Raw genomic sequence first — 26127 nt, forward strand, 5'->3', positions numbered from 1 at the left:
CTGTTGCTGCTGTTGCACTCCGCATGGCTGCATGACTCGGTCATCCTTGGTGGCGATCCGGAAAGGCGGGGCCGGGCACGGGGTCAGGCCCCGCCCGGCGGCGTCGACGCGGCCGGTGCCGGCCGCTCGCGTTCGCGCAGCCGGAAGCGCTGGATCTTGCCGGTGGCGGTCTTGGGCAGTTCCTCCAGGCAGACGATCTCGCGCGGGTATTTGTAGGGCGCCAGGCGCGACTTGACGAAGGCCTGCAGTTCGGCGGCCATGCCCTCATGCCATTGCTGCCCGGGTCGCAGTACCACGAAGGCCTTGGGCTTGACCAGACGGTCGGCGTCCTCGATGCCGATCACCGCCGCCTCCAGCACCGCCGGATGCTGTGCCAGCGCGGCTTCCACCTCGAAGGGCGAGACATAGATGCCGCCCACCTTCAACATGTCGTCACTGCGCCCGGCATAGGTGTAGTAGCCCTCCGCGTCGCACAGGTACTTGTCGCCGCTGCGCGTCCACGCGCCGACGAAGGTGTCGCGGCTCTTCTCGCGGTTGCCCCAGTACATCAGGGCGGCGGAGGGACCCATCACATAGAGGTCGCCGATCTCACCCGGCGCGCACGGTTGCCCGGCCTCGTCCAGCAGCTTGATCCGGTAGCCCGGCACCGGCTTGCCGGTAGTGCCGTAGCGCACCTCGCCGGGCCGGTTGGAAAGGAAGATGTGCAGCATCTCGGTGGAGCCGATGCCATCCAGGATGTCGCAGCCGAAGCGGGCGCGGAAGCGCTCACCGATATCCCGGGGCAGCGCCTCGCCGGCCGAGGTGCAGACGCGCAGCGCCACCTCCTCCCGCGCCGGCAGCCCTTGCGCCGCGAGCATGCCCGCGTACAGTGTGGGCACGCCACAGAAGACCGTGGGCCGCTGCGCCCGCAAGCGCTGGAACACGGCGGCCGGAGTGGGGCGCTCGGCCATCAGCACCGTGGCAGCCCCGACCGCGAGCGGGAAGGTCAGCGCATTGCCCAGGCCGTAGGCAAAAAACAGCTTGGCCGCGGAAAACACCACGTCGTCCTCGCGCAGGCCGAGCACCTGCCGCGCGTAGAGGTCAGCGGTATGGAACAGGTTGCCGTGCGTGTGGACGGTCCCCTTGGGGCGACCGGTGGAGCCGGAGGAGTACAGCCAGAAGGCGATATCGTCCGGACCGGTCGCGGCGGCTTCCGGCAGCGGCGGCGCCGTCACTGCCAGCGCGCTCACACTGCCTTGCGGCACCGCCCCCGCGTACGGCGCGGCGAGAATCATCAGGGGATCGGTGCGGGTGCTGCCGATGGCCGCGCGCATCCGCTCCACCAGGGCCTCCGACACCACCACGGCACGCGCGCCGCTGTGGCCCAGCATATAGGCGTAGTCGTCGGCCGTGAGCAGCGTATTCACCGCCACCGGCACCACGCCAGCCAGCAGGCAGCCGAGGAAGGCGACCGGAAAATCGATGGTGTCGAGGGCGCACAGCAGGAGACGCTCCTCACGCCGCAGCCCCGCCTCCAGCAGGGCACTGGCAAAGCGTCGGCTGCGCTGCTCGAGTTCGGCAAAGGTGAGCGAAGCGGCATCGTCGAGATAGGCGATCTTGCCGGCACGGCCTGCCGCGAGGTTGCGCGCCAGCAAGTCGGCCGCGGCGTTGTAGTGCGCGGGCAGCACGGCGATCGGCGCGGCGGCGCCGGCGGTGGGGGGCGTCATCTCGGGTCTCCTCCGTTCTTCTGCGGCGCGGCGATCGGCGCCGTGTCCGCTGGCCGCACCGTGCTTGCGGGCGGTCTCCTGTTCTCGGGCGGATCGCCGCGCACGTCGATACGCGCCGCAGGCCTCCGCTCATGTCCATGCATTTTATTGCATATCGTCTATTATGCAAGCACCGTAGTGCAATATAGCGCAGCAACGACAGGGCTTATAATGCCGCCAGCCTAGGAATTCCATGCCTTGCCCGCCATGCCCCGCGATCCCTCCACCCTGCTCTCCCCCGACACCCGCGCCGCAGGTGAGCGCGACCCCTACCTGACACAACTGGGTGAGCGCATTCGTTCCCTGCGCGCCGCCCGCGGCATGTCGCGCAAGGATCTTGCACGCGGCGCCGACGTCTCCGAACGCTATCTCGCCAACCTGGAGACCGGCACCGGCAACGCCTCGGTACTGCTGCTGCGCCAGGTCGCGCATGCGCTCGATGTGCCGCTGCCGGTGGTTCTTGCAGAGGTGGACGACCAGGGCGGCCCGCGTGCCGCCGAATTCACCCAGCTCATGCAGTGGATGGCCCAGTTGCCTGGCGACCAGCTCGCCCGCGTGCGCGAAGCCTGCCGCAACGCGCTGGCGCCTGCCGACTCGCGCGACGCGCGCCATCGCCGCGTCGCCCTGATCGGACTGCGCGGCGCCGGCAAATCGACGCTGGGGCGCGGGCTGGCGCAGGCGCTCGGTGTGCCCTTCGTCGAGTTGAACCGCGCCATCGAGGAAGAGGCAGGCGCCAGCCTGTCGGAGATCCACTCGCTGTATGGACAAGCCGCCTACCGCCGCTACGAAATGCGTGCGCTCGAGCGCGTGCTGCGCGACAACGAGCACATGGTGCTGGCGACTCCGGGCAGCCTGGTGTCGGAGCCGGCCACCTTCAACCTGCTGCTGGCGCACTGCTACACCGTCTGGGTGCGCACCTCGCCGGAAGAACACATGGCGCGCGTGGTCGCGCAGGGCGACATGCGACCGATGCAGGGCAACAGCGAGGCCATGACGGACCTGCGCCGCATTCTGCAGGCGCGCACGCCGCTGTATGCACGCGCGGATGTCACCATCGACACCAGCGGTCAGGATCCGCAGGCTTCGCTGCAGGCGCTGCGCGCGCAGTTGCGCTTGCTCGGCGCCTGAAGAACCGGCGCGCGCCTTGCCTTGCACAAGGCGCCGCGCAAACCCGATCAAGAGCATTGCCGCGATCGCGCCGAACCTGGGCGCTTGCCGGCAATCTAATGATCAGGTGCGGACGATATGGGGCCGCGGTGCACATCCAAAGTTCGCAGGGCAGCGGGTCTCACGAAATTTCCTGTTGCAATGCGCAAGCGGTTCCCATATAATCTTTTCTTCGACGGACGCGGGGTGGAGCAGTTGGCAGCTCGTCGGGCTCATAACCCGAAGGTCGCAGGTTCAAGTCCTGCCCCCGCAACCAACTACCGTCGCAGGCCTGCGGCCTGAATCACATCAAACGCCCTTCCGGGCGTTTTTTGTTTTGGGCGCGGCAATCTTTCCCTCGAAGGGAAAGGGACGCAGCCTCATGCACGACACCACCGGCCAGGCTCCTCGCACCGCCTGCAGCCGCGCTCCGCGCCCTACGACGCCCGGGTCGGGGTGATACACTTCCGCCATTCCTCCCGGACGCCCCTCATGAAATTCTGCTCGAACTGCGGCCATGCGGTCGTGCTGCGCGTGCCCGATGGCGACAGCCGCCCACGCCATGTGTGCGACAACTGCGGCACGATCCACTACGTCAATCCGCGCAACGTGGTCGGCACCATCCCGGTGTGGGAAGACAAGGTGCTGCTGTGCAAGCGCGCCATCGAGCCGCGCTATGGTTTCTGGACACTGCCGGCCGGCTTCATGGAAATCGGCGAGACCACCGCCCAGGGCGCGGCGCGCGAGACGCTGGAGGAAGCCGGTGCGCGGGTACAGGTCGGTGAACTGTACTCCATCCTCAATGTGCCGCATGTGCATCAGGTCCACCTGTTCTACCTGGCCCGGCTCGAAGATCTCGACATCGCACCGGGCGAGGAGAGCCTCGAGGTCAAGCTGGTCGCCGAGGCCGACGTGCCCTGGGACGAACTGGCCTTCCCCACCGTGGTCCATACGCTGCGCAGCTTCTACGCCGACCGTGCCGCCGGCCGCCTGCACGACGGCAGCTTCCGCGTGTACAGCTTCGACATCGACAAGCCCATGCGCCCGCTGGCCACGCGGGCGACCGTCGCTCCCTGACGGCCGGCGTGCCGCCGCGCCGCGCCGCATGATCGCCTGGCTGGAACCTCAAGACCCCTTTCCGCCGCTGGAGCGCGCGCTCGGTGCCGGCACCGACGCGCCCGGGCTGCTCGCGGCCAGCCGCGACCTGACCCCGCAGCGGCTGCTGCTGGCCTACCGGCAGGGCATCTTCCCCTGGTATTCCGAAGGCCAGCCGGTGCTGTGGTGGAGCACCGATCCGCGCATGGTGCTGGTGCCGCAGGCCTTCAAGATCTCTGCCACTTTCCGCAAGACGCTGCGCCGCGTGCTGCGCGAGCCCGAGTGGGAGATCCGCGTTGACGACGATTTCATCGCCGTGATGCACGCCTGCGCCAACACCTGGCGCGAAGGCCAGCAAGGCACCTGGATCACGCCCGACATCGTCGCCGCCTACGGCGGACTGCACCGGCAGGGCCTCGCCCACAGCGTCGAGACCTGGTACCGCGGAGAGCGCGTGGGCGGGCTCTACGGGGTGGCGATCGGCCGCATGTTCTACGGCGAGTCGATGTTCGCCCACCGCACCGATGCCTCCAAGATCGCCCTGGCGGCGCTGTGCGCCTTCCTCGGCAAGCACGGCGTGGCGATGATAGACTGCCAGCAGGAAACCGACCACCTGGCTTCGCTCGGCGCCCGTCCCATCTCCCGCGCCGATTTCGTGGCCCATGTGCGCGGCGCCACCCAGCTCCCGGCCATCGTGCCCTGGGACTTCGACAAGTCGGTGCTGGCGCGCTGGACGCAGGCGGCGGAGTCCTGAACCGGAGGCGCGCGGCAGCCCGTGGCCGATGTGCCGTCTGCCGTGCCTTGCCCGGCCGCCCCACCCGCAACAGGCGAATCATGAGCAAGCTGAAGGAATTGCCCCTGTCCGCGCTGCAGTTCTATGCCACGGCGCCCTATGCTTGCAGCTACCTGGACGGACGCATGGCCCGCTCGCAGGTGGCCACCCCCGCGCACCTGATCAATGCCGATGTGTACTCCCGCCTGGTACGCGCCGGTTTCCGCCGCAGCGGCATCTTCACCTATCGCCCTTATTGCGACGACTGCCAGGCCTGCACGCCCTGCCGCGTGCTGGTCGACCATTTCTCCCCCGACCGCAGCCAGCGCCGCGCCTGGGAACGCCACCACACGCTGCGCGCGCTGGTGGCGCCGCTGACCTACGTCGAAGAACACTACGCGCTCTACCTGCTCTACCAGTCGATGCGCCATGCCGGCGGCGGCATGGATCAGGACAGCCGCGACCAGTACGAACAGTTCCTGCTGCAGAGCCGCGTCAACTCGCGCCTGGTGGAGTTCCGCGAGCCGCCGGAGTCGCCCGAGGCCGGCCGCCTGCGCATGGTCAGCATGATCGACGTGCTGGACGACGGGCTGTCCTCGGTCTACACCTTCTACGACCCGCTCGAGGTGCGTGCCAGCTACGGCACCTACAACATCCTGTGGCAGATCCGCCAGACGCGCGAGCTGGGCCTGCCCCACCTCTACCTCGGCTACTGGATCGAACAGAGCCGCAAGATGGCGTACAAGGCGCGCTTCCAGCCGATGCAGGTATTGCGCGGCAACCAGTGGCAGCCCTTCTCCAGCGTCGAAGACGGCATCCGGAGCGACGGCGCCGGCGGCGCCTGAAGCCGGCAACCGAGGCCGGCGGCACCGCCGGTGCACGCCGCCCCGCGCGGGCCGCGCAGTTCGGGCAGCAGCCCGAAACGCTACAATGCCGCCTGGTCCGCGGCGCTTCGCCGCCGGCGCCCACGCCGCCCGGCCTCGCGCCGCTTCCTTCCGTCTTCGCCAGTCTCCGGTCCTCAACGTGCTCAACGCGCTCTACCCCCTGTTTCGCCCCGCCCTCTTCTCGATGGATGCGGAGGATGCCCACCATTTCACGCTGAACAACCTGCGCCGCGCCCGGCGCCTGGGCTTTGCCGGCTGCATCGGCAACCGGGTGGCCGACGATCCGCGCACCGTGATGGGCGTGCGCTTTCCCAACCCCGTCGGCCTGGCCGCCGGCCTGGACAAGGACGGCGCCTACATCGACGGGCTGGCCGCGCTGGGCTTCGGCTTCATCGAGGTCGGCACGGTCACCCCGCGCGCCCAGCCCGGCAATCCGCGTCCGCGCATGTTCCGCCTGCCGCAGGCCGATGCGCTGATCAACCGCATGGGCTTCAACAACGGCGGGGTGGACGCCTTCATCGCCAACGTGCAGGCTTCGCGCTGGAAGGCCGAAGGCGGCGTGCTGGGGCTCAATATCGGCAAAAACGCCGATACGCCGATCGAGCGTGCCGCCGATGACTACCTGTACTGCCTGGAGCGCGTCTATCCGCACGCCAGCTACGTCACCGTCAACATTTCTTCGCCGAATACCAAGAACCTGCGCCAGCTGCAGGGCGCCAGCGAACTGGATGGCCTGCTGTCCGCACTCAAGAACGCGCAGCAGCGCCTGGCCGACCAGCACAAGCGCTACGTACCGGTGGCACTGAAGATCGCGCCGGACCTCGACGCCGACCAGATCGGCAATATCGGCGACGCGCTGGTGCGCCACCGCATCGACGGCGTCATCGCCACCAACACCACCATTTCACGCGAGGCCGTCAAGGGCCTGCCGCACGCCGAGGAGGCCGGCGGCCTGTCCGGCCGCCCGGTGTTCGCGCCGTCCACCGCGGTGGTCAAGGCGCTGCGCGCCGTGGTCGGCGATGCTGTGCCCATCATCGGCGTGGGCGGCATTTTCGGCGGCGCCGAGGCACGCGCCAAGATCGAGGCAGGCGCCCAGCTGGTGCAGTTGTACAGCGGCCTGATCTACCGCGGCCCGAACCTGGTCAGCGAGTGCGCCGCCGCGCTGCGCACACGCTGACATGACGCGCGCCCGGCCGCTCGGCCGGGCCTCCCCATCCACGCTTCTCCCGGCAACGCACAAGGACACCCGCGCCATGGAAACCATCCGACTGGGCCGCAGCGACCTGCAGGTCTCGCGCATCTGCCTCGGCACCATGACCTTCGGCGAGCAGAACACCGAGGCCGAAGGCCACAGCCAGCTCGACTACGCGCTGTCGCGCGGCATCAACTTCATCGACGCCGCCGAGATGTACCCGGTCAAGCCGCGCGCCGAAACCTACGGCGAGACCGAGCGCATCGTCGGCAAGTGGCTCAAGCGCCAGCCGCGCGACCGCGTGGTGCTGGCCACCAAGGTGGCGGGCCCGGCACGCATGCCATGGATCCGCAATGGCGGCGACCTGACGCCGGCCAGCATCCGCGAGGCCGTGGAGGGCTCGCTGGCGCGCCTGCAGACCGACCACATCGACCTGTACCAGATCCACTGGCCGGCCCGCAACGCACCGATCTTCGGCCAGAAGGCCTTCGACCCGGCGCGCGAGCGCGAATGTGCCTCGATCCAGGCCCAGCTGGAGGCCATGGGCGAACTGGTGCGCGCCGGCAAGATCCGCTACGTCGGTGTGTCCAACGAGACGCCGTGGGGCGTGGCCGAATTCGTCAAGCAGGCCGAGCTGCATGGACTGCCGCGCATCGCCACCATCCAGAACCCCTACAACCTGCTCAACCGCAGCTTCGAGCAGGGGCTGGACGAAGCCTGCTACCGCAGCGAGGTCAGCCTGCTGGTGTACAGCCCGCTCGCTTTCGGCCAGCTCACCGGCAAGTACCTGGCGGGCCCCGCCGACGCACCGGTCTTCAACCAGGCCGCGCAGGGCCGCCTGACCCGCTTCTCGCCCGACTGGAGCCCGCGCTACATGCGCGCCGAGACGCTGGCCGCATCGGCCCGCTACGTGTCCCTGGCACACGAGGCCGGGCTGTCACCGGCCTCGCTGGCACTGGCCTGGTGCTATTCGCGCTGGTTCGCCGCCAGCACCATCATCGGTGCCACCAGCCTGGCTCAACTGCAGGAAGACATCGATGCCTGGCAGGTCCGCTTGCCCGAGGACGTGATCGCGGCAATCGAGCGAATCCACGCTGAGATTCACAATCCCGCGCAATAATTGACCTCCCGGCAACGACTTTCTGGTGTTTCTGCGGCATTTTTGTGCACCGCAAAAGTCCAGCCGCCGCGGAAGTGGTATGCTCCCTGCCGCATCGCCGTCGTAACCGCCACGGCCCACGCCCGCACCCGCCCGCCGCCGGGTGCGCGGTGCCCGCGGCGGCCCGGCCATCCCGCGCCCCGCGCGGTCCGGCCAGGACGGCAAAACCATGATCCATGCGGCCTATACCACCCATGCTGCCAGTAGGGGGAGATCAAAGAAGATGAAGAGCCTCAAGTCGACCACAAAGACCATCCTGGGCGCCGCCGCCGCGCTCGCCTTGCTGTACGGCGGTGCCGTGCAGGCGCAGAGCGTCAAGGTCCTGTCGATCGTCGATCACCCGGCCCTCGACGCCATCCGCGACGGCGTGCGCGCCGAGCTGAAATCAGCCGGTTTCGACGCTGACAAGAACCTGAAGTGGGAATACCAGAGTGCCCAGGGCAACACCGGCACCGCGGCACAGATCGCCCGCAAGTTCGTCGGCGACCAGCCCAATGTGATCGTGGCCATCGCCACCCCGTCGGCGCAGGCCGTCGTGGCCGCCACCAAGAGCGTGCCCGTGGTGTACTCGGGCGTCACCGACCCGGTGGCGGCGCAACTGGTCAAGAGCTGGAGCCCGTCGGGCACCAACGTGACCGGCGTGTCGGACAAGCTGCCGCTGGACAAGCAGGTCGCCCTGATCAAGCGCGTGGTGCCCAAGGTCAAGACCGTGGGCATGGTCTACAACCCGGGCGAGGCCAACTCGGTCGTGGTGGTCAAGGAGCTGACCGGCCTGCTGGCCAAGGAAGGCATCGCGCTGAAGGAAGCCGCCGCCCCGCGCACGGTCGACATCGGCCCGGCCGCCAAGAGCCTGATCGGCAAGGTCGACGTCATCTACACCAACACCGACAACAACGTGGTATCCGCCTACGAGGCCCTGGTCAAGGTGGCCAACGAGTCGAAGATCCCGCTGGTCGCCGCCGATACCGACAGCGTCAAGCGTGGCGCCATCGCCGCGCTGGGCATCAACTACGGTGACCTGGGCCACCAGACCGGCAAGGTCGTGGTGCGCATCCTGAAGGGCGAGAAGCCGGGCGCGATCGCCTCGCAGACCAGCGACAACCTTGAGCTGTTCGTCAACACCGGCGCCGCCGAGAAGCAAGGCGTCACGCTCTCGCCGGAACTGGTCAAGGAAGCGAAGGAAGTCATCAAGTAAGCAGCGGCGCTCGCCGTGGCCCGCCCGCGCCCCGCGCCGGGCAGGCCCGCGCCCCCCGGGCCTATCGGCCCATCCCGGCGGCGGCGGCGCACGGCTTACCCAGGTGCTGCGCCACTGCCGGCCGCTTCCGGCCCAGCGCGCCGGAATTCGTCACAGGATTTCCCCATGTCCCTCTTTTCCCTTCTGGGCGCCCTGGAGATCGGCCTGATCTTCAGCCTGGTCGCCCTCGGGGTGCTGATCTCCTTCCGCATCCTGAACTTCCCCGACCTGACCGTCGACGGCAGCTTCCCGCTGGGCGGTGCCGTCGCGGCCACGCTGATCTCCGCCGGGCAGGACCCCTTCCTGGCCACCGCGGCCGCCATCGCCGCGGGCGCGGTCGCCGGCCTGATCACCGGCTGGCTCAATGTGCGCCTGAAGATCATGGATCTGCTCGCCAGTATCCTGATGATGATCGCGCTCTACTCGGTCAACCTGCGCATCATGGGCCGCCCCAACGTGCCGCTGATCACCGAGTCGACGGTGTTCACCCTGCTGCAGCCCGACTGGCTGCCCGACTACGTCCTGCGTCCGGCCCTGCTGCTGATCGTGGTGGTCGTCGCCAAGCTGGGCCTGGACTGGTTCTTCTCCTCGCAGCTCGGCCTGGCCATGCGCGCCACCGGCGCCAACCCCCGCATGGCACGCTCCCAGGGCATCGCCACCGGCCGCGCCACGCTGGCCGGCATGGCCCTGTCCAACGGCCTGGTAGCGCTGGCGGGCGCGCTGTTCGCGCAGACCCAGGGCGGCTCCGACATCTCGATGGGCATCGGTACCATCGTGATCGGCCTGGCCGCGGTCATCATCGGCGAGACCATCCTGCCGGCGCGCCGCCTCGTGCTGACCACGCTGGCCGTGGTGCTGGGCGCCATCCTGTACCGCTTCTTCATCGCGCTGGCGCTCAACAGCGACTTCATCGGCCTCAAGGCGCAGGACCTGAACCTGGTCACTGCCGCCCTCGTGACCTTCGCGCTGGTGCTGCCCGCCACGCGCAAGAAGCTGTTCGGCCGCAAGAACGGAGGTGCCTGAGATGCTGCGCGCTAAAGACCTGAAGCTCACTTTCAATCCGGGCACCCCGATCGAGACGCGCGCGCTGCGCGGGCTCAACCTGGAAATCCCCGCCGGCCAGTTCGTCGCCGTGATCGGCTCCAACGGTGCCGGCAAGTCGACCTTCCTGAACGCCGTCAGCGGCGACCAGATGGTCGACTCCGGCAGCATCACCATCGACGCCACCGACGTCACGCGCCAGCCCGCCTGGGACCGCGCCCACCTGGTGGCGCGCGTGTTCCAGGACCCGATGGCCGGCACCTGCGAGGCACTCACCATCGAGGAGAACATGGCGCTGGCGATGGCGCGCGGGAGCAAGCGCGGTTTCCGCGCGGCGCTGAACCGCCAGTCGCGCGAGCTGTTCCGTGACAAGCTGCGCCTGCTCAACCTGGGGCTGGAAAACCGCCTGACCGACCGCATCGGCCTGCTCTCCGGCGGCCAGCGCCAGGCAGTCAGCCTGCTGATGGCCTCGCTGCAGCCGTCGCGCATCCTGCTGCTGGACGAGCACACTGCGGCGCTGGATCCGAAGACCGCGGCCTTCGTGCTGGAACTGACGGCGCGCATCGTCGAGGAAAGCAAGCTGACCACCATGATGGTGACCCACAGCATGCGCCAGGCGCTGGACTACGGCCAGCGCACGGTGATGCTGCACCAGGGCCAGGTGGTGCTGGACGTCTCCGGCGACAAGCGCCGCGGCCTGGACGTGCCCGACCTGCTGCGCATGTTCGAGCAGACCCGCCACGAGCAGCTCGACGACGACGCTCTGCTGCTGGGTTGATGGCGCTCCGCCCCGCGCCGGGGCGGCGGCCCGGCCGGCAGATATGAACGCCCGCGTGCCTCGGCCCGCGGGCGTTTTCACACAAGCGAGGGCCGGCCTACTGTTGCGCCGCCTTGTCGAGCCAGCGCTTCAGCTGGTCGGTGACCGCGTTGCTGGAGAAAGAGCAGCTGTCCTGGGCGAACACGGCCGACATCTCCAGCCGGCGCAGCAGCTCTTCCATGGCCTGGCCGAACACCGGCGGCAGGCTCAGCCCTACCGCCGCGTCGCGCCAGCCCTGCACCAGCCCGCCGGCGGCCAGCCGGCCCGCCACGTGTGCGTCCAGGGCGGCGCGCATGCTGGCCAGCGCCGCGGTATTGGCCGGATTGCCTTGTGCCGCCGGATGTGCATCGGTGCCGCTCATGCGCGTGCCCTCCTTTCCTTGTACAGCTCGCGGAACGTGCGTCCGGCCGGGGCCGGCATATCGCGCGTCTCCGTCCATCCCTTGCCCGCCAGCGGCAGGCTGGCGATCGACTTGCCACTGCCGCCCATGCGCGCCAGCAGGCGCGCGGCGATGCGCGTGGCCAGCGCATACAGCGCCGGGCGGCCGGCAACATAGGCCCAGGCCCGCAGCGCCACGCGCTCCTGCCACGGGCGCAGGCCCCGCTCCATCTGCTTCTCGCGCAACTTGCGCAGCAGGTCCGACAAGGGAATCGAGGCCGGGCAGACGCGGTTGCATTCGCCGCACAGTGTGGCGGCCTGCGGCAGGTCGACGGCATTGGCCAGCCCGACGTAGCTGGGTGTCAGCACGCTGCCCATCGGGCCCGGATAGACCCAGCCGTAGGCGTGGCCGCCGATCTTCTGGTAGACCGGGCAGTGGTTCATGCAGGCACCGCAGCGGATGCAGCGCAGCATCTCCTGGAACTCGCCGCCGATCAGGCCGGCACGGCCGCCGTCGACCAGCACGAAATACATGTGCTCGGGGCCATCGCGCTCGCCTTCTGCGCGTGGTCCGGTCAGCAGCGAAAAGTAGTTCGAAATAGCCTGGCCGGTGGCCGAGCGCGGCAGCAGCCGCATCACCGTGGCCAGGTCTTCCAGCGTCGGCAGCACCTTCTCGATGCCGGTCACCGCGACATGTACGCGTGGCATCACCGTGCACATGCCCTCGTTGCCCTCATTGGTGACCACCGCCACCGAGCCGGTCTCGGCGATGATGAAGTTGCCGCCGGTGACCCCCATGTCCGCCGACAGGAACTCCGGGCGCAGCACTTCGCGCGCCTCGCGGGTCATGTCGGGAATCTCGGTCAGGCGCGGTTTGTGGTGGACCTTGGCAAACAGGTCGGCGATCTCGTCCTTGTCCTTGTGCACCACCGGCGCGATGATGTGCGAGGGCGGCTCCGAGTCGTTGATCTGCAGGATGTACTCGCCCAGGTCGGTCTCGATGCTCTGCACGCCCATCTCGCCCAGCACCTGGTTCAGCCGCATCTCCTCGGTCACCATGGACTTGCTCTTGATGACCTTCCTGACGCCGTGCTTCTGCGCGATCTCCGTCACCAGGCGCGCGGCATCTGCGGTGGTCTCGGCGAACAGCACGGTCGCGCCGCGCCGCGTGGCGTTCTCCTCGAAGGTGGCCAGCCAGACATCGAGATTCTCGAGCGCCCGGTTGCGGCGCTCCTTGAGCGCGGCGCGCGTGGCGTCGAAATCGATCTCGTGGATGGCCTCGGCGCGCGCCGTGACGAACTTGGTGGAAAGCTTCTTCAGGTTCTGCTGCAGGCGCTGGTCGGCCAGCTTCTGGCCGGCGCGCGCCTTGAATTCCATGCTGTGGACTTGCATCGTGTGATGGCCTCCGCTTCTTGCCTGCCGGGCTGTGCCGCCGTTCAGGCGTCGCCCGCCAGCACCTGGGCGATGTGCAGCACGCGCGTGCGTGCGTCGCCGGTACGGCGCAGGCGGCCTTCGATATTGAGGATGCAGCCGAGATCGCCCAGCACCACGGCGTCGGCGCCGCTGTCCCGGATATTGGCGCACTTCTCGTCGACGATGGCGGTCGAGATATTGCCGTACTTGACCGAGAAGGTACCGCCGAAACCGCAGCAGGCTTCGCAGTCCTTCATCTCGGTGAGCTGCACGCCCGGCAGCCTGGCCAGCAAGGCACGCGGCTGCGCCTTGACGCCGAGTTCGCGCAGGCCCGAGCAGGAATCGTGATAGGTGATGCGTCCGGCGAAATCCGAGTCGAGGGTCTCCAGGCCGGCCACGTTGACGAGGAAGTCGGTCAGTTCGTAGACGCGCTCGCGCAGGCGCTCGTAGCGGCCGTTCAGTTCCGGGTCGTCGCGCAGCAGGTCGCCATAGTGCTGGCGGATCATGCCGGCGCAGGAGCCCGAGGGCACCACCACGTAGTCGAACATCTCGAACTCGCGCAGGAACTTCTCGGCCAGGTCGCGCGCGCCCGCGCGCTCGCCGGAGTTGTAGCCCGGCTGGCCGCAGCAGGTCTGCGCCTCCGGGACCATCACCTCGCACCCGGCCTTCTCCAGCAGCTTCAGTACCGAGAACCCGATCTCCGGGCGCATGAGGTCCACCAGGCAGGTGGCGAACAGACCGACTCGCATTGTTTCCCTTCATCGAGACCCGAAACCCCGCAATTATGCGCCCTGGCGCCTCGACTGGCGCACATGGTGCGGCCACACGCCCGGCTTCGGCAGGGAGCCCGGCGCGGACACTCGATGAATCAACGACTTAGCGCGGCAACGCGGCGGCGCCGCGCCCCCCCGGAAAGCGCCCAGGAGCGCGCTTCGGCTAGAGTCTTTCTACTGGGATTGCATTTCACGTATTGAAATTTTCACGATGCGAGATAGAATCACGTAGACGCTTAAAATCTATTGCAGGGCAGCAACGCCCGACTCTCCCATGTCTGACGCTGACAAATCGCCTGGAAAGACCTCGATCCAGGTTATCGAACGCATGATGACCCTGCTGGACGCCCTCGCCCAGCACGCAGATCCGGTCAGCTTGAAAGAACTGTCTCTGACCACCGGCCTGCACCCCTCGACCGCCCACCGCATCCTCAACGACATGGTGGCCTGCCGCTTCGTCGACCGCTCCGACCCAGGCAGCTATCGGCTCGGCATGCGCCTGCTGGAGCTTGGCAATCTCGTCAAAGCCCGGCTCTCGGTACGCGAAGCGGCGCTGGCACCCATGCGCGCGCTGCATCGCGTGACCGGACAGACCGTCAACCTGTCGGTGCGCCAGGGCGACGAGATCGTCTACATCGAACGCGCCTACAGCGAGCGCTCGGGCATGCAGGTGGTGCGCGCCATCGGCGGCCGCGCGCCGCTGCACCTGACCTCGGTCGGCAAGCTGTTCCTGGCGGTCGACGAGGCGGCGCGCGTGCGCAGCTATGCCACGCGCACCGGCCTGGCCGGGCACACCCGTACCTCGATCACCGACCTGCCCAAGCTGGAGCGCGAGCTGAGCTGGGTGCGCAGCAACGGCTATGCGCGCGACAACGAGGAACTGGAGCTGGGCGTGCGCTGCATCGCGGCCGGCATCTATGACGACTCGCGCCGCCTGATCGCCGGCCTGTCGCTGTCGGCGCCGGCCGACCGGCTGCAGGACAGCTGGCTGCAGAACCTGAAGGACACCGCGCTGCAGATCTCGCGCGGCATGGGCTACACGGCCGAGGAAAGCGCCTGAGCGCAAGCGCGGCCCTGGCGCCGCGCAAGCCTCACACCCACAGCCGGTAGATCCAGAAGGACTCGTCCTCCAGGTAGCGCCGCGTGAATTCCGCCGGCGCGAAGCCGGTGATGCGCTTGGTCGCCCGGCTCAGGTGCGCCCCACGGCGACATCGTCCACCTGGCGATCTGGCCGGAGCACCAGGTCGTCGTCAGCGATCCCGAACTGGCGCGTGAACTGCTCGTGGCCCATCACGCCGATCTCGTGCGCTGGGAACACGCCATGCACGTGTTCTCCGGACTGCAGGGTCGCAGCGTGCTCGTCGTCGAGGGTGAGTCCTGGCATGGCAAGCGCACGGCGCTGCAGCCGGCCTTCTCGCCGCGGGCGGTGCAGTCGCTGGTGCCGACCATCGTCGCAGCCTGCGACAGGCGCTGGCGCAATGGCCGACCCGGGCGCCGGCCTGGCAGGCCATGAAACCAGCGCGGCCACGCTGGCCTGGTGGGTGTGGTGCATGGCCGCGAACCCCGCCGCGCAAGCCACGGCCCGCGCGGAAGTGGAGCGCGTGCTGCAAGGACGGGCGCCCGGCGCCGACAGGCTGTCCGACTTGACCTATCTGACGCAGACCATCAAGGAAACACTGCGGCTGTACCCGACGGCGCCGGTGCTGATCAGCCGCCGCAGCAAGCGTACGCTGACCCTCGGCCCCTGGACCTTCCCGGAGCGCACCCTGTTCATGCTCCCGGTCCAGTTGATGCACCACGATGCGCGCTGGTTCGACGAACCGCTCGCCTTCCGGCCCGAGCGCTTCGCCGCCGGCGCCCCCGACTTCCCGCGCGGCGCCTACCTGCCGTTCGGTGCCGGCCCACGGGTCTGCCTGGGGCAGCATCTGGCGATGGCAGAACTGACGGTCGCCGCAGCCATGGTGCTGCAGCGTTTTTCGCTGTCGCTGCTGCCGGACACGGGGGATGCGGGGCGGCTCGGTACCGTGCTGCACATTACCTTGCGGCCGGCCCAGCCGATGCGGCTGGGACTCGCCCCCGCGACATAGCCACCGCACGTCCTTACTCGCCGTCGCCCGACGCCCCGGCGTGGTCTTCGCCAGAGCTTCCAGGGCCGGCCTTCCCTTTCGCAAGACCTAGCATTAACCCTTACTTATCAGATAAGCTGCAAAGCATATAATCGGCTCCATGCGTACCCGAGCCGTCACTCTCACCGAACAGGTCACCCAGCAGTTGAGCGCGGAGATCGCCCGCGGCGACTACCCGCTCGGCAGCCGCTTGCCGAGCGGCCGCCAGTTGGCGGAACGCTTCGGTGTCAGCGCCGCCGTGATCCGCGAGGTCACCGAGCACCTGCGTGCGCAGGGGCTGGTGGAAAGCCGCCAGGGTCTGGGCTGCATGGTGCGCGCGCGCACCGGCAGTGCCGGCTTCCGCCTGCCGGCACAACTGGCCGTGGACCGAGAGGAGATGGCCAGCCTCTATGAATTGCGGCTCGAGCTCGAAGGCGCGGCCGCTGCCCTGGCGGCGTTGCGGCGCACGCAGCAGGACCTCGACTCGCTGTCGGACCTGCTGCAAGGCCTGCGCCAGCGCCTGCTGGAACCGCAGCCGGCCGCCGACCTCGACACGTCCTTCCATATCGCGATTGCTGCCGCCACGCACAACAAGTACTACCAGCAGTTGCTGCAGTACTTGAACGTGCAGTTGCACGACGCCGTGCGCACCGCGCGCAGCAATACGCTGCGCCAGTCGGGACTGGCCGAAGCCGTGCACGAGGAGCATGTAGCCGTGTTCGCCGCCATCGAGGCAGGCGACCCCGTGCGCGCCCGGGCCGCCGCCGAGGCCCATCTGCGCGGCGCGGCCGCCCGCCTCGGCCTGCGGCTGGAAGGCAATGGCCCCCTGCCCCCGGTCCCGGCCTGACGGCGGCGTGCCGGCAGCCGGCACGCCGCATCCATTTCCCTGAACCCGACCCTCCCGCCCGATCATGCAACCTGACGATTTCCTGCCCCGCCTCGTGGAGGCGCTCGGCCCCGATACGGTGGTCACCCGCCCGGAAGACATCGCCCCCTGGCTCGCCGACTGGCGCGGCCTCTATCGGGGCCAGGCACAGGCGGTGGTACGCCCGCGCCGCGTCGAGGAAGTGTCGCGCGCGCTCGCCCTGTGCCAGCAGGCCGCGGTACCGGTGGTGCCGCGCGGCGGCAATACCGGACTGTGCGGCGCCGCCACGCCGGATGGCAGCCCCCGCAACGTGGTGCTGAGCCTGGACCGCATGAACGCGATCCGCTCGATCGACACCATCGCCAACACCATGGTGGCCGAGGCCGGCTGCATCCTGGGCAACCTGCGCCGCGCCGCCGAGGCCGAGCACCGGCTGCTGCCACTGAGCCTGGCAGCGGAAGACTCCTGCCAGATCGGCGGCAACCTCGCCACCAACGCCGGTGGCGTCAATGTGGTCCGCTACGGCATGACGCGCGAACTGGTGCTGGGCATCGAAGCCGTGCTGCCTACCGGTGAGGTGTTCCACGGCCTGCGGGCCTTGCGCAAGGACAATACCGGCTACGACCTCAAGCAATTGCTGATCGGCTCGGAAGGCACGCTGGGCGTCATCACCGCAGCCGCGCTGCGCCTGCTGCCGCGCACCGACGTGCGCAGCGTGGTGCTGGCCGCCGTGGAGTCCCCGGCGCAGGCCCTGTCGCTGTTCTCGCTGCTCTACGCCCGCTGCGGCGCGCGCCTGCAGGCCTTCGAGTTCTTCACCGGGGACTGCGTGGACCTCGTGCTGGCCCATGCCGAAGGCGTGCAGGAGCCGTTTGCCACGCGTTACCCCGGCTATGTGCTGGTGGAGTTGGCCGACACGACCGACGAGTCCGCGCTCGGCGCCCTGCTCGAGCAAGTGATCGGCACGGCGCTGGATGACGGCTTATGCCTCGACGCCGCGGTCTCGGCCTCGCTGGCGCAATTGCAGGCCCTGTGGAAGCTGCGCGAAGAGATCTCGGAAGCGCAACGGGCCGACGGTCCCCACCTGAAGCATGACGTCTCGTTGCCGATCGAACGGATCCCGGCCTTCATGGACAGCATGGCGCAGCGGGTGGCCCGGCTCGATCCCGGCATCCGCCCCTTCATCTTCGGCCACTTCGGCGACGGCAACCTGCACTACAACCTCTCGCGCCCGGCCGGCGCCGGCCCCGACTGGGCCACCCGGCACGGCAAGGCGGTCACGGCGGAAGTGATCGACGAAGTGGTGCGCTATGGCGGCAGCATCAGCGCCGAGCACGGCATCGGCCAGCTCAAGCGTGATGACTTCCTGCGCACCAAGGATCCGCTGGAGTTGCGGCTGATGAGCGAGATCAAGCGGGTCTTCGACCCCGCAGGCATCATGAACCCGGGCAAGCTGCTCTGACGCGGCTGCGCCGCACAGGCTGCAAAAAACAAAGCGCCGGTCGATCGACCGGCGCTTTGTCTTACGTGCACCCGCTGCCCGGGATCAGGTCCCGCGAGGTTGCTGCGACGCCAGCACCGCCTGCGGCGACGTCGGACCCTGGGTCAGATTGGGTGCTCCGGGAAAGGGGCGCGGCTGGATCGACGGCGAGTGCTCCAGCCAGTCGCGCACGCGGGTGGCATCGGCGAAGCGCGACAGCTTGCCGACCGAGTCCAGGAACACCATCACGACATTGCGGCCGTGCACGCGCGCCTGCATCACCAGGCACTGGCCGGCCTCGGAAATGAAGCCCGTCTTCTGCAGGCCGATATCCCAGTTGCCACCGCGCACCAGGCGGTTCGTGCTGACATAGTGCAGCGGGCGGCCCAGCACGTTGACCTCGTACTCGGTCTGGGTGGAGAACTCGCGGATGGTCGGGTTGCGGTAGGCCGCATTGACCAGGCGCGCCAGGTCGACCGCGCTGGAGACGTTGCTGCTCGACAGGCCGTTCGAGTCGACGTAGTGCGTGTCGTTCATGCCCAGCTCGCGCGCCTTGCGGTTCATCGCCTGCACGAAGGCAGGCAGGCCGCCCGGATAGTTGCGGCCGAGCGCCGAGGCGGCGCGGTTTTCCGAAGACATCAGCGCCAGCAGCAGCATGTCGTGGCGGCTGAGCTGGGCGCCGAAACGCAGGCGCGAGCCACTGTGCTTCTCGGTATCGCGGTCTTCCTCGGTGATGGTGAGCATCTCATCCATCGGCTGGCGCGCCTCCAGCACCACCGTCGCCGTCATCAGCTTGGTGATCGAGGCGATCGGCAGCACCGCATTGGGGTTCTTCTGGAACAGCACCTCATTGGTGTCCTGGTCCATCACCAGCGCCACGCTGGAACGCAGCGCCAGCGCGTCGGCGGTCTCGCGCAGGCCGAGCGCCTCGCCCATCGAGGGCTTGGCCGGCGTGAAGGCGGTGCGCACCGGCACCGCCTGGCGCTGCGTCACCACGTGACGCTTGCCGTTCTTCAGCACCACCACCTTGCGGGTGGCGCCTTCCGCCTTGGCGGACTTCTTGGCCGCGCCAGCGGCGGCCGTCTTCTTCGTGCTCTTGCTCGTCTTCTTGGCCGTCTTACTGGTCTTGCCGTTCGATCCGGCGTCGGCCGCGTGCGCCACGGGCACGGCGAGCAGGGACGCGGACACCATCACGGCAGTGGCGGCGGAGGACAACGAGGAGAGGCCGAAGAATCTCAGGAATGGGGAATCGGACCGGGACATGATTCGTTCAGCGCATCAGGGATGGCGCCAGTTTAGGAAAAGTTGAAATTGTTAGCAAGATTAGAGACTTACGATCGCTCCTTAAAGTTCGATTTGCAAACATTTCCACGATGCGATAAATGTTATGCAAAAAGCACTCATCGGCCGGATTCCCCAGTCACCCAACGAAACAGGCGATCCACCGGATCGCCTGCGGGACCATGCCCGGAAACGACTCGTCAGCCACAAACACAAGGTGGGAGGCCGGTTACGGCGCTCCCTCGCGATGTCACTGCGGTCTCAACTGAGAAAACGCGCGAACCCGCTGACCGGTTCACGTTCCGTGCTCAATTGATTGGCGATGGCATCCGGATCGGCGTAACCGAGGGACATCCCGCACACCACCATCTCGTCTTCCGTCAGGCGCAGATGATCGCCGATGACGCGATGGAAGCGCGCAAAGGCCGCCTGTGGACAGGTATCCAGCCCGCGCGCCCGCGCCGCGATCATCAGGCTCTGCAGGAACATGCCGTAATCGAGCCAGCTGCCCTGCTCCATGATGCGGTCGATGGTGAAGATCAATCCGACCGGCGCGTCGAAGAAGCGGAAGTTACGCGCATGCTGCTCGTGCATGCGCGCCTTGTCCTCGCGGCTGATCTCCAGCAATTCATAGAGATCCCAGCCCACCTTGCGGCGCCGCGCCAGATAGGGATCGATCCACTCGCGCGGATAGTAGGGATATTCTTCCAGATACTTGCTGTCGCGCTCCGGATCGTCGTAGGCCGCCAGCACATCGGCGCACAGGCGCGCCTTGGCATCGCCGGTCAGCACGTAGACGCGCCAAGGCTGGGAATTGGTACCGGACGGTGCGCGGCTGGCCACGCCGAGGATGTCCTCCACCGTCTCGCGCGGCACCGGGGTATCGAGGAAAGCGCGCACCGAGCGCCGGGTGAGGATGGCCCGGTCGACCGCCGCCACCTCGTCGGGCAGCGGGCCTTGCGGCTCCACGGACCTTGCTTGCTTCAGGACTTGCTTGACGGCTTGCTTCACGGCTGGTTCACCTCGCCGGCCCCTCGCCTTCCCGCCCCGTGCGGCAGGTGCGCCACGGCACCCTGCCTCATGCCGATTCCGCCAGCTCGACCGCCAGCGGCGAGAGTACCCGCCGCAGTGCCTCGGGCAGCGGGACCGGCCGGCGCGACGCGCGGTCGACGTAGACATGGACGAAGTGTCCCTGCGCCGCCGCCGTCTCCGCCTCGCCGCGGAACAGCCCCACCTCGTAGCGCACACTGGTATTGCCCAGGCGTGCCACGCGCAGCCCGGCCACCACGGTATCGGGAAAGCTAAGTGAGTCGAAGTAGTTGCATTGTGTTTCGATGACCAGGCCGATGGTCTCGCCCGCGGCCGGGTCCAGCACTCCTTGCTCGATCAGGTAGCGGTTCACCACCGTATCGAAGTAGCTGTAGTAGACGACGTTGTTGACGTGGCCATAGACATCATTGTCCATCCAGCGCGTGGTGATGGGAAGGAAATGACGATAGGCGCTGCGGGGTTCTGCTTGCGGTTTCATGGCTCGCGCTCGGTCAGGTTCAGCGAATGGACGAGTGGATGGGATGGGCCGGAAAATCGGCCCGGGAGACGGCGAAGTCTCCCGAAGGCGGCGGCGCTCAACGGCGCATGACGAGGGCTACCCCCGCCACCGCCAAGGCCATGCCCAGCGCTGCCAGCGGCGGGAAACGCTCGCCGAACAACAGCCAGGCCATCACCGCCGTGGTGGGCGGCGTCAGGTACATCAGGCTGGACACGCGCGTGGCAGCACCTTGCCGCAGCAGGACGAAGAGCAGCGAGATAGCGCCGATCGACAAGGCAAGCACCGACCATAGCAGTGCACACACCATCGCCGCGGTCCACTGCACCTCACGTGTCTCGAACAGGAACATGAACGGCAGGCAGGCCAGCGCCGATGCCGCGAACTGGATCACCGAACCGATGCGCAGGTCGAACACCGGGCAATAACGCTTCTGGTACAGCGTGCCGATGGTGATGCACAGCAAGGCGCCCAGCGCCAGCAGCAGCGACGCCGGTGACATGCCGGCCACCGTCAGCTTGTTGGCCACCACCAGCCCGACGCCGGCGATGCCGCACAGCAGCCCCAGCCATTGCCGGGCACCGATGCGCTCGCCCAGCCGCGTGGCGATCAGCGCGGTCAGCACCGGCTGCATGCCCACGATCAGCGCCGACACGCCGGCCGGCATGCCCAGCTTGACCGCGGCCCAGACCCCGCCCAGGTAGCCAGCCTGCAGGAACAGGCCGGCCAGGGCCAGATGGCCGACCTTGCGCCAGTCGGTACGTCCCTGGCGTTGCGGCAGCGGCACCCGCGCAAGCAGCACGAAGGGAAGCATGAAGACCAGCACGCCGGCGAAGCGCAGGAACAGGAAGGTCATGGGCTCGGCATAAGGCATGCCGTACTTGGCAACGATGAAGCCGGTGCTCCAGATCAGCACGAACAGCCATGGCATGCAGGCCACCCACAGCCGGGAGCCGCCGGCACGCGTACCCGCCGCCGCGCCGCTCACGCCGCCGCTCCTGCCACGCGCGCCGTCGCGGCTGCGCCTCGCAGCGGATGGCGTAACTGATACTGCGCCGCCAGTGCCACGGTCTGCACATGGACGGCCACCGTGTCCTCGATCTGCCGGCCATAGCCGCCCGCCATCGCCACGGCCACCGGCAGACGGCGCGCCAGCGCATAGTCGAAGACCAGGGCATCGCGCCGAGCCAGGCCGCCCAGGGTGAGTTTGAGCCGGCCGAGCCGGTCGCCCTCATGCGGATCCGCACCGGCCAGGTAGATGATCAGTTGCGGCGAGAAGCGCTGCGACAGCATTTCGATCGCCTGCTGCAGCGCCTGCAGGTAGGCTTCGTCGCCGCAGCCGTCGGGCAGGCCCACGTCCAGGTCGCTGGCCTCCTTGCGGAAGGGGTAGTTCTTCTCCCCGTGCAAGGACAGCGTGAAAATGCTCGGGTCGCCGGCCAGGATGGAGGCCGTGCCGTTGCCCTGGTGCACGTCGAGGTCGACCACCGCTACGCGTGCGACGCGGCCCTCCGCCTGCAGCGCCCGTGCCGCGATGGCGGCATCGTTGAAGACGCAGAAGCCGCCGCCCTTGTCGGCATAGGCGTGATGGGTGCCGCCGGCCAGGTTGACCGCGATGCCGTCGGCCAGCGCCGCCCTGCACGCGGCGATCGACGCACCGGCGGAGCGCCGCGAGCGCTCCACCATTTCGACCGACCAAGGGAAACCGATCTCGCGCTGGCGCGCTGCATCGAGTTGCCCGGCCGATACCTGCCGCACATAGTCGGCAGTGTGGGCGCGCAGCAAGTCTGCATCGTCCGCCCGCGGCGCCTCGCACAGCTCCAGCCCGGTTACCGAGGCCGCCACGCCGTCGCGCAGCATGCGGTACTTCCGCATCGGGAAGCGGTGGTCCGGCGGCAGCGGCAAGACGAACTCGTCGGCGTAGTAGGCAAGCATGGCTCGGGCAGGCGGGGCAGGCGGGGCAAGCGCGGCTGGCAGTCGCCACGCGAAGCCGAGATGTTAGCACTGCTCCCCGCCCCCCACCGGCGCGGGGGTTGCAGGCGTACGAGGCGGCACTTTTCCTCGACATGCACCCTCTTTTTTGTGCGATGCACAAAAAGCGCTTGACAGCCTCCGCGCTTCCCCTAGAATAGGAATTGTTGCAGCGCATCATCCTCGATCGAAGCGGGTGAGTGCTGCGGACGAATACGCCTGGGCTTGGCTTTACGACAGGTTCCACCTGTCACCGCTATGACATCTGGGCGGCCTAACGTTGCTTGAATCTGAACCCACCACTGGAGACTCAGCATGATCCTGACCCCGGAACAAGTTGCAGCTGCACAAAAAGCCAATCTGGAAACCCTGTTCGGCCTGACCACCAAGGCGTTCGAAGGCGTCGAGAAGCTGGTTGAACTGAACCTGCAGGTCGTCAAGACCACCTTCGCCGAAAACGTCGACAACGCCAAGAAGGCGCTGTCCGCCAAGGACGCGCAGGAACTGCTGGCCATCCAGGCTTCGCTGGTCCAGCCCGTCGCCGAGAAGGCCCTGGCCTACACCCGTCACCTGTATGAAATCGCCTCGGAAACCCAGGGCGAGTTCACCAAGGTCGCCGAAGCCCAACTGGCCGAAGGCTCGAAGAAGGTGCAAGCCCTGGTCGACAACTTCGCCAAGAACGCGCCGGCCGGCTCCGAATCGACCGTCGCCATCGTGAAGTCCGCGATCAGCGCCGCCAACAACGCCTACGAGTCGGTGCAGAAGGCCACCAAGCAAGCCGTGGAAATCGCCGAAAGCAATTTCCAAGCTGCCGCCAGCGCTGCCAGCAAGGCTGCCCAGCAAGCCGGCGCCACTGCCCGCTCGGCTGCCAAGAAGCCCGCTGCCGCCTAAGTCAGGCAAAGCAGCACCGCCGCCGGCCCTGCCGGCGGCGGTCCGGCCGGCCTCGCCGGCCCGTTGGCAAAGCGCCCCTGCCACAGCAGCGCGCTTTGCCAACGGCGGTCCGATCGGACCCCTCCCCTTGTCTCCTCGGTATCCGCCTTGCGTAACGCAACGGTACCCTTGAACCCGGCAACACGCCGGGTTTTTTTCGTCCCCCCTCCTTGCATCCGACTGCCCGCCTTCCAGCTTGACCGCAGGCATTCCTGACGGCCGACTGTCTTGGCCGTTAATTGCGCAAGGATGCCGCCAATACTATCCCGTTTCACCCGGCCACCGCTCTGCCGGCAAGCCTGCGGCCGGGCCGCTCCCATCGACCTCTGCCATCGATCAGCTGCGCCATGCCGCCCGCTGTGTACGTCCTTCACCGGCCGGCTGTTTCACGGCCATATGCAATGGCCTGCCACCGGATAAGAAAAAACCCACCCAAGACGATCAAATCAAATCGGACAGATCACAGAAAAACCAATGACAAGGGGAAATATCCACCATTAATCGCGGAATAAATATCAAACAAGATAAAAGATACAAAAAGGAGAATTAAGAAAAACAAATATCGGATAAATACTATCCAAATTTCGCATTATTACTAGACCTAAGCCGCGCCGGAGCCATTAAAGTAGTCCCTGCAGATGCCTGAGAGATCACGTTCAGGCGCATGCACGCCTTCCACGGCGTCCCCGGCGGTAAAGCAGAAAGCCTCCACCGGATACCCAACCGCTCCCGTGCCCCCGGATTTTCAAAAACGTGCTGGAGCGATTTTTCAAATCATTGAAAAGGACCTTAAAAATGAAACGTATCGCCCTCGCCTCGCTCGTCGCCCTGGCGGCCGGCCTGCCCACGCTGTCGCATGCCTTCGACGGCAGGATCCAGTTCTCGGGCAAGATTTTCGACACCACCTGCAAGATCAACCCCAGCGATACCGACAAGCTCGTGGAGTTTCCCCAGCTCAAGCCTGCCGATTTCGACACCAACGGCAGACCGGCAAACACGCTCCTGTCGCCGACGGAATTCAGCATCCAGCTGTCCAATTGCACCTTCAGCGCAGGCTCCACCCCCAAGGCCAAGATCAAGTTCGACGATCTCGGCGCCCTGGTGGATCGCAACAACGGCGGCCTGATGAACCTGACCGGTACTGACTACGCGGAGAACGTCCAGGTCAACCTTTACGGCGATAGTGCCGGCACCCAGAAACTGATGCTGGGAAGCAATCCGGCCACGCCGTCCTTCGCCATCGACTCGGCCACGAACTCGGTGACGCTGAAGTACTACGCCAACCTGGTCCGCCAGGATACGACCGGCCCCGCCGGCGTGCGGCCCGGCATCTACAACTCGCAGATCCGCTACCAGATCGCCTACGAATAAGGAGGGCGAGACATGGCGCCGGCGATGCGCAGCATCCTCTTCCTCCTGGCCGCCGGTGCCATGGCGCTGGCGGCCCCGGTTCAGGCCAGCCTGGTCCTGCAGGGCACGCGCCTGGTCTTTCCCGGCAATGCCCGCGACGTATCGCTGCAGATCCAGAACAGCGGCAACGCACCCGCCCTGATGCAGACCTGGATCGACGACGGGCGCGCGGACCTGCCGCCGGATCGCGTGACCACGCCTTTCATGGTCACGCCGGCAGTCAGCCGTGTCGAACCCGACAGCGGCGCCGTCCTGCGCATCAGCCGGCTGCGAGACGACCTGCCCCAGGACCGCGAGTCCGTCTATTGGATCAACGTGGTCGACGTTCCGCCCACGCCGAAGACCACGCAGAGGGACTTCGTGCTTCTGTCCTTCCGCACCCGCATCAAGCTGTTCTACCGTCCGGCACCGCTGGTCACGCGGGAAGTCTCGGTTGCAGGCGACCGGCTGACTTGGACGCTGCTGCCAGCCCCGGCGCACGCCGGTCAGCCGCCCTCGGGACGGGCCGCGCAGCAGATCGAGGTTTCCAATCCCACGCCTTATTACGTCTCCTTCAGTGCTGTAGAGGCCAAGGTCGGCGACAAGGTGGTGGATGCCGGCGGCGGCATGGTCGCCCCGTTCAGCCAGTTGCGCTTCGATCTTCACGACAACCTGCCTCGCACCGCTGAACGGCCAGCCGTCCGTTACCACGTGATCACCGACTTCGGCGGTACGCACACGCTGGAGAAGTTCCTCGATTCTCCGCCTGCGGTGACGCCGTCCCCGGTGGCGCCTCCCCCGATGACGCCATCGCGCTAGGCGCTCGCGCTGCCCTCCTCAACCCGCTGCCAAGGGGTGCGGAGGCGACGCCGCCCGTCAGTACTCGCTCGTTCCATGCGCAATCAACCCACATCTCG

26 protein-coding genes, 1 tRNA gene and 1 pseudogene are annotated in these 26127 nt (G+C 67.6%); 18 read left to right on the plus strand and 10 right to left on the minus strand.

The window, feature by feature from the left end; translation table 11 throughout:
* Positions 1 to 83: 83 nt before the first annotated feature.
* Positions 84 to 1706 carry a benzoate-CoA ligase family protein gene (locus BKK80_RS12955; RefSeq protein ID WP_071069725.1) on the minus strand — a complete coding sequence of 541 codons (1623 nt, stop codon included), beginning with the start codon at positions 1704 to 1706 and terminating at the stop codon, positions 84 to 86.
* Positions 1707 to 1952: 246 nt separating this feature from the next.
* On the opposite strand from BKK80_RS12955, the gene BKK80_RS12960 reads away from it, so the two are divergent.
* The 10 genes from BKK80_RS12960 to BKK80_RS13005 all read left to right on the plus strand — a co-directional run bounded on the left by BKK80_RS12960 (position 1953) and on the right by BKK80_RS13005 (position 11046).
* Positions 1953 to 2873: a helix-turn-helix transcriptional regulator gene (locus BKK80_RS12960; RefSeq protein WP_071069727.1), complete on the plus strand. Its 921-nt coding sequence runs from the start codon at positions 1953 to 1955 to the stop codon at positions 2871 to 2873.
* Between the two features lie 219 nt (positions 2874 to 3092).
* Positions 3093 to 3168, plus strand: a tRNA-Met gene (locus tag BKK80_RS12965).
* A 215-nt stretch (positions 3169 to 3383) separates the two neighbouring features.
* On the plus strand, positions 3384 to 3968 hold the full coding sequence (locus tag BKK80_RS12970) for an NUDIX hydrolase (protein WP_071013447.1): 585 nt from the start codon (positions 3384 to 3386) through the stop codon (positions 3966 to 3968).
* A gap of 28 nt (positions 3969 to 3996) precedes the next feature.
* On the plus strand, positions 3997 to 4740 hold the full coding sequence (aat, locus tag BKK80_RS12975; RefSeq protein WP_071013450.1) for a leucyl/phenylalanyl-tRNA--protein transferase: 744 nt from the start codon (positions 3997 to 3999) through the stop codon (positions 4738 to 4740).
* Positions 4741 to 4820: 80 nt separating this feature from the next.
* On the plus strand, positions 4821 to 5603 hold the full coding sequence (locus tag BKK80_RS12980; RefSeq protein WP_071013452.1) for an arginyltransferase: 783 nt from the start codon (positions 4821 to 4823) through the stop codon (positions 5601 to 5603).
* Positions 5604 to 5781: 178 nt separating this feature from the next.
* Positions 5782 to 6819 carry a quinone-dependent dihydroorotate dehydrogenase gene (locus tag BKK80_RS12985; protein WP_071016443.1) on the plus strand — a complete coding sequence of 346 codons (1038 nt, stop codon included), beginning with the start codon at positions 5782 to 5784 and terminating at the stop codon, positions 6817 to 6819.
* Positions 6820 to 6895: 76 nt separating this feature from the next.
* Positions 6896 to 7954, plus strand: coding sequence for an aldo/keto reductase (locus BKK80_RS12990; RefSeq protein ID WP_071069729.1), 1059 nt, complete (start codon positions 6896 to 6898; stop codon positions 7952 to 7954).
* 262 nt (positions 7955 to 8216) lie between these two features.
* Complete coding sequence (locus tag BKK80_RS12995; RefSeq protein WP_071013458.1) at positions 8217 to 9188, plus strand: ABC transporter substrate-binding protein; 972 nt, start codon at positions 8217 to 8219, stop codon at positions 9186 to 9188.
* A gap of 165 nt (positions 9189 to 9353) precedes the next feature.
* Entirely contained in the window at positions 9354 to 10250 is an 897-nt protein-coding gene (locus BKK80_RS13000; protein ID WP_071013461.1) for an ABC transporter permease, read from the plus strand.
* A 1-nt stretch (position 10251) separates the two neighbouring features.
* Positions 10252 to 11046, plus strand: a complete 795-nt coding sequence (locus BKK80_RS13005) for an ABC transporter ATP-binding protein (RefSeq protein WP_071013463.1) — start codon at positions 10252 to 10254, stop codon at positions 11044 to 11046.
* Between the two features lie 97 nt (positions 11047 to 11143).
* Here the strand turns inward: BKK80_RS13005 and BKK80_RS13010 are convergent, their stop codons facing one another.
* The 3 genes from BKK80_RS13010 to BKK80_RS13020 are packed head-to-tail and all read right to left on the minus strand — an operon-like array spanning position 11144 to position 13625.
* Positions 11144 to 11446, minus strand: coding sequence for a hypothetical protein (locus BKK80_RS13010; RefSeq protein WP_071013466.1), 303 nt, complete (start codon positions 11444 to 11446; stop codon positions 11144 to 11146).
* Positions 11443 to 12855, minus strand: a complete 1413-nt coding sequence (locus BKK80_RS13015) for a LutB/LldF family L-lactate oxidation iron-sulfur protein (protein WP_071069731.1) — start codon at positions 12853 to 12855, stop codon at positions 11443 to 11445. The genes BKK80_RS13010 and BKK80_RS13015 overlap by 4 nt, the downstream gene beginning before the upstream one ends.
* A gap of 44 nt (positions 12856 to 12899) precedes the next feature.
* Positions 12900 to 13625 (minus strand): (Fe-S)-binding protein, encoded by a 726-nt coding sequence (locus tag BKK80_RS13020; protein WP_071013471.1) that lies wholly within the window; start codon positions 13623 to 13625, stop codon positions 12900 to 12902.
* 298 nt (positions 13626 to 13923) lie between these two features.
* Between BKK80_RS13020 and BKK80_RS13025 the strand changes: the two genes are divergently transcribed.
* Positions 13924 to 14709 (plus strand): IclR family transcriptional regulator, encoded by a 786-nt coding sequence (locus BKK80_RS13025; RefSeq protein ID WP_071013474.1) that lies wholly within the window; start codon positions 13924 to 13926, stop codon positions 14707 to 14709.
* 31 nt (positions 14710 to 14740) lie between these two features.
* Here BKK80_RS13025 and BKK80_RS37430 read toward each other — a convergent pair.
* Positions 14741 to 14848, minus strand: a pseudogene (locus tag BKK80_RS37430) (AraC family transcriptional regulator); the annotation flags it as partial.
* A 26-nt stretch (positions 14849 to 14874) separates the two neighbouring features.
* On the opposite strand from BKK80_RS37430, the gene BKK80_RS37435 reads away from it, so the two are divergent.
* From BKK80_RS37435 to BKK80_RS13040, 4 genes are all read left to right on the plus strand, one after another.
* Complete coding sequence (locus tag BKK80_RS37435; protein ID WP_236903750.1) at positions 14875 to 15162, plus strand: cytochrome P450; 288 nt, start codon at positions 14875 to 14877, stop codon at positions 15160 to 15162.
* Positions 15128 to 15736 (plus strand): cytochrome P450, encoded by a 609-nt coding sequence (locus BKK80_RS13030; protein WP_236903676.1) that lies wholly within the window; start codon positions 15128 to 15130, stop codon positions 15734 to 15736. The genes BKK80_RS37435 and BKK80_RS13030 overlap by 35 nt, the downstream gene beginning before the upstream one ends.
* A gap of 139 nt (positions 15737 to 15875) precedes the next feature.
* On the plus strand, positions 15876 to 16601 hold the full coding sequence (locus BKK80_RS13035; protein WP_071069733.1) for a FadR/GntR family transcriptional regulator: 726 nt from the start codon (positions 15876 to 15878) through the stop codon (positions 16599 to 16601).
* Positions 16602 to 16665: 64 nt separating this feature from the next.
* The gene (locus BKK80_RS13040; RefSeq protein WP_071069736.1) at positions 16666 to 18078 is read left to right on the plus strand and encodes an FAD-binding oxidoreductase; all 1413 of its coding nucleotides are present in this window, start codon (positions 16666 to 16668) and stop codon (positions 18076 to 18078) included.
* Between the two features lie 84 nt (positions 18079 to 18162).
* Here the strand turns inward: BKK80_RS13040 and pbpG are convergent, their stop codons facing one another.
* The 5 genes from pbpG to BKK80_RS13065 form a co-directional block, all read right to left on the minus strand.
* A complete protein-coding gene (gene pbpG / locus BKK80_RS13045; protein ID WP_084084790.1) occupies positions 18163 to 19359 on the minus strand; it encodes a D-alanyl-D-alanine endopeptidase in 1197 nt (398 codons plus the stop codon).
* Positions 19360 to 19638: 279 nt separating this feature from the next.
* Entirely contained in the window at positions 19639 to 20346 is a 708-nt protein-coding gene (locus BKK80_RS13050) for a nitroreductase (protein ID WP_071038572.1), read from the minus strand.
* Positions 20347 to 20455: 109 nt separating this feature from the next.
* Positions 20456 to 20905 (minus strand): acyl-CoA thioesterase, encoded by a 450-nt coding sequence (locus tag BKK80_RS13055; protein ID WP_071013484.1) that lies wholly within the window; start codon positions 20903 to 20905, stop codon positions 20456 to 20458.
* Between the two features lie 97 nt (positions 20906 to 21002).
* Positions 21003 to 21854, minus strand: coding sequence for a DMT family transporter (locus tag BKK80_RS13060; RefSeq protein ID WP_071016447.1), 852 nt, complete (start codon positions 21852 to 21854; stop codon positions 21003 to 21005).
* Between the two features lie 53 nt (positions 21855 to 21907).
* Entirely contained in the window at positions 21908 to 22855 is a 948-nt protein-coding gene (locus tag BKK80_RS13065; protein ID WP_071013487.1) for a histone deacetylase family protein, read from the minus strand.
* A gap of 351 nt (positions 22856 to 23206) precedes the next feature.
* Here BKK80_RS13065 and phaP1 point away from each other — a divergent pair, with 351 nt between their 5' ends.
* From phaP1 to BKK80_RS13080, 3 genes are all read left to right on the plus strand, one after another.
* Positions 23207 to 23782 carry a TIGR01841 family phasin PhaP1 gene (gene phaP1 / locus BKK80_RS13070; RefSeq protein WP_071013489.1) on the plus strand — a complete coding sequence of 192 codons (576 nt, stop codon included), beginning with the start codon at positions 23207 to 23209 and terminating at the stop codon, positions 23780 to 23782.
* Between the two features lie 834 nt (positions 23783 to 24616).
* The gene (locus BKK80_RS13075; protein ID WP_071013492.1) at positions 24617 to 25192 is read left to right on the plus strand and encodes a fimbrial protein; all 576 of its coding nucleotides are present in this window, start codon (positions 24617 to 24619) and stop codon (positions 25190 to 25192) included.
* Between the two features lie 12 nt (positions 25193 to 25204).
* Complete coding sequence (locus BKK80_RS13080) at positions 25205 to 26029, plus strand: fimbria/pilus periplasmic chaperone (protein WP_071013495.1); 825 nt, start codon at positions 25205 to 25207, stop codon at positions 26027 to 26029.
* Positions 26030 to 26127 lie beyond the last annotated feature (98 nt).

Source organism: Cupriavidus malaysiensis, assembly GCF_001854325.1.
Taxonomy (GTDB): Bacteria; Pseudomonadota; Gammaproteobacteria; order Burkholderiales; family Burkholderiaceae; genus Cupriavidus; species Cupriavidus malaysiensis.

What these genes read in the sequence shown, in the direction of transcription:
- BKK80_RS12955 (WP_071069725.1), bottom strand. Translation starts at nt 1,706, where the DNA reads ATGACGCCCCCCACCGCCGGCGCCGCCGCGCCGATCGCCGTGCTGCCC.
- BKK80_RS12960 (WP_071069727.1), top strand. Translation starts at nt 1,953, where the DNA reads ATGCCCCGCGATCCCTCCACCCTGCTCTCCCCCGACACCCGCGCCGCA.
- BKK80_RS12970 (WP_071013447.1), top strand. Translation starts at nt 3,384, where the DNA reads ATGAAATTCTGCTCGAACTGCGGCCATGCGGTCGTGCTGCGCGTGCCC.
- aat (WP_071013450.1), top strand. Translation starts at nt 3,997, where the DNA reads ATGATCGCCTGGCTGGAACCTCAAGACCCCTTTCCGCCGCTGGAGCGC.
- BKK80_RS12980 (WP_071013452.1), top strand. Translation starts at nt 4,821, where the DNA reads ATGAGCAAGCTGAAGGAATTGCCCCTGTCCGCGCTGCAGTTCTATGCC.
- BKK80_RS12990 (WP_071069729.1), top strand. Translation starts at nt 6,896, where the DNA reads ATGGAAACCATCCGACTGGGCCGCAGCGACCTGCAGGTCTCGCGCATC.
- BKK80_RS12995 (WP_071013458.1), top strand. Translation starts at nt 8,217, where the DNA reads ATGAAGAGCCTCAAGTCGACCACAAAGACCATCCTGGGCGCCGCCGCC.
- BKK80_RS13000 (WP_071013461.1), top strand. Translation starts at nt 9,354, where the DNA reads ATGTCCCTCTTTTCCCTTCTGGGCGCCCTGGAGATCGGCCTGATCTTC.
- BKK80_RS13005 (WP_071013463.1), top strand. Translation starts at nt 10,252, where the DNA reads ATGCTGCGCGCTAAAGACCTGAAGCTCACTTTCAATCCGGGCACCCCG.
- BKK80_RS13010 (WP_071013466.1), bottom strand. Translation starts at nt 11,446, where the DNA reads ATGAGCGGCACCGATGCACATCCGGCGGCACAAGGCAATCCGGCCAAT.
- BKK80_RS13015 (WP_071069731.1), bottom strand. Translation starts at nt 12,855, where the DNA reads ATGCAAGTCCACAGCATGGAATTCAAGGCGCGCGCCGGCCAGAAGCTG.
- BKK80_RS13020 (WP_071013471.1), bottom strand. Translation starts at nt 13,625, where the DNA reads ATGCGAGTCGGTCTGTTCGCCACCTGCCTGGTGGACCTCATGCGCCCG.
- BKK80_RS13025 (WP_071013474.1), top strand. Translation starts at nt 13,924, where the DNA reads ATGTCTGACGCTGACAAATCGCCTGGAAAGACCTCGATCCAGGTTATC.
- BKK80_RS13030 (WP_236903676.1), top strand. Translation starts at nt 15,128, where the DNA reads ATGGCCGACCCGGGCGCCGGCCTGGCAGGCCATGAAACCAGCGCGGCC.
- BKK80_RS13035 (WP_071069733.1), top strand. Translation starts at nt 15,876, where the DNA reads ATGCGTACCCGAGCCGTCACTCTCACCGAACAGGTCACCCAGCAGTTG.
- BKK80_RS13040 (WP_071069736.1), top strand. Translation starts at nt 16,666, where the DNA reads ATGCAACCTGACGATTTCCTGCCCCGCCTCGTGGAGGCGCTCGGCCCC.
- pbpG (WP_084084790.1), bottom strand. Translation starts at nt 19,359, where the DNA reads ATGTCCCGGTCCGATTCCCCATTCCTGAGATTCTTCGGCCTCTCCTCG.
- BKK80_RS13055 (WP_071013484.1), bottom strand. Translation starts at nt 20,905, where the DNA reads ATGAAACCGCAAGCAGAACCCCGCAGCGCCTATCGTCATTTCCTTCCC.
- BKK80_RS13060 (WP_071016447.1), bottom strand. Translation starts at nt 21,854, where the DNA reads ATGCCATGGCTGTTCGTGCTGATCTGGAGCACCGGCTTCATCGTTGCC.
- BKK80_RS13065 (WP_071013487.1), bottom strand. Translation starts at nt 22,855, where the DNA reads ATGCTTGCCTACTACGCCGACGAGTTCGTCTTGCCGCTGCCGCCGGAC.
- phaP1 (WP_071013489.1), top strand. Translation starts at nt 23,207, where the DNA reads ATGATCCTGACCCCGGAACAAGTTGCAGCTGCACAAAAAGCCAATCTG.
- BKK80_RS13075 (WP_071013492.1), top strand. Translation starts at nt 24,617, where the DNA reads ATGAAACGTATCGCCCTCGCCTCGCTCGTCGCCCTGGCGGCCGGCCTG.
- BKK80_RS13080 (WP_071013495.1), top strand. Translation starts at nt 25,205, where the DNA reads ATGGCGCCGGCGATGCGCAGCATCCTCTTCCTCCTGGCCGCCGGTGCC.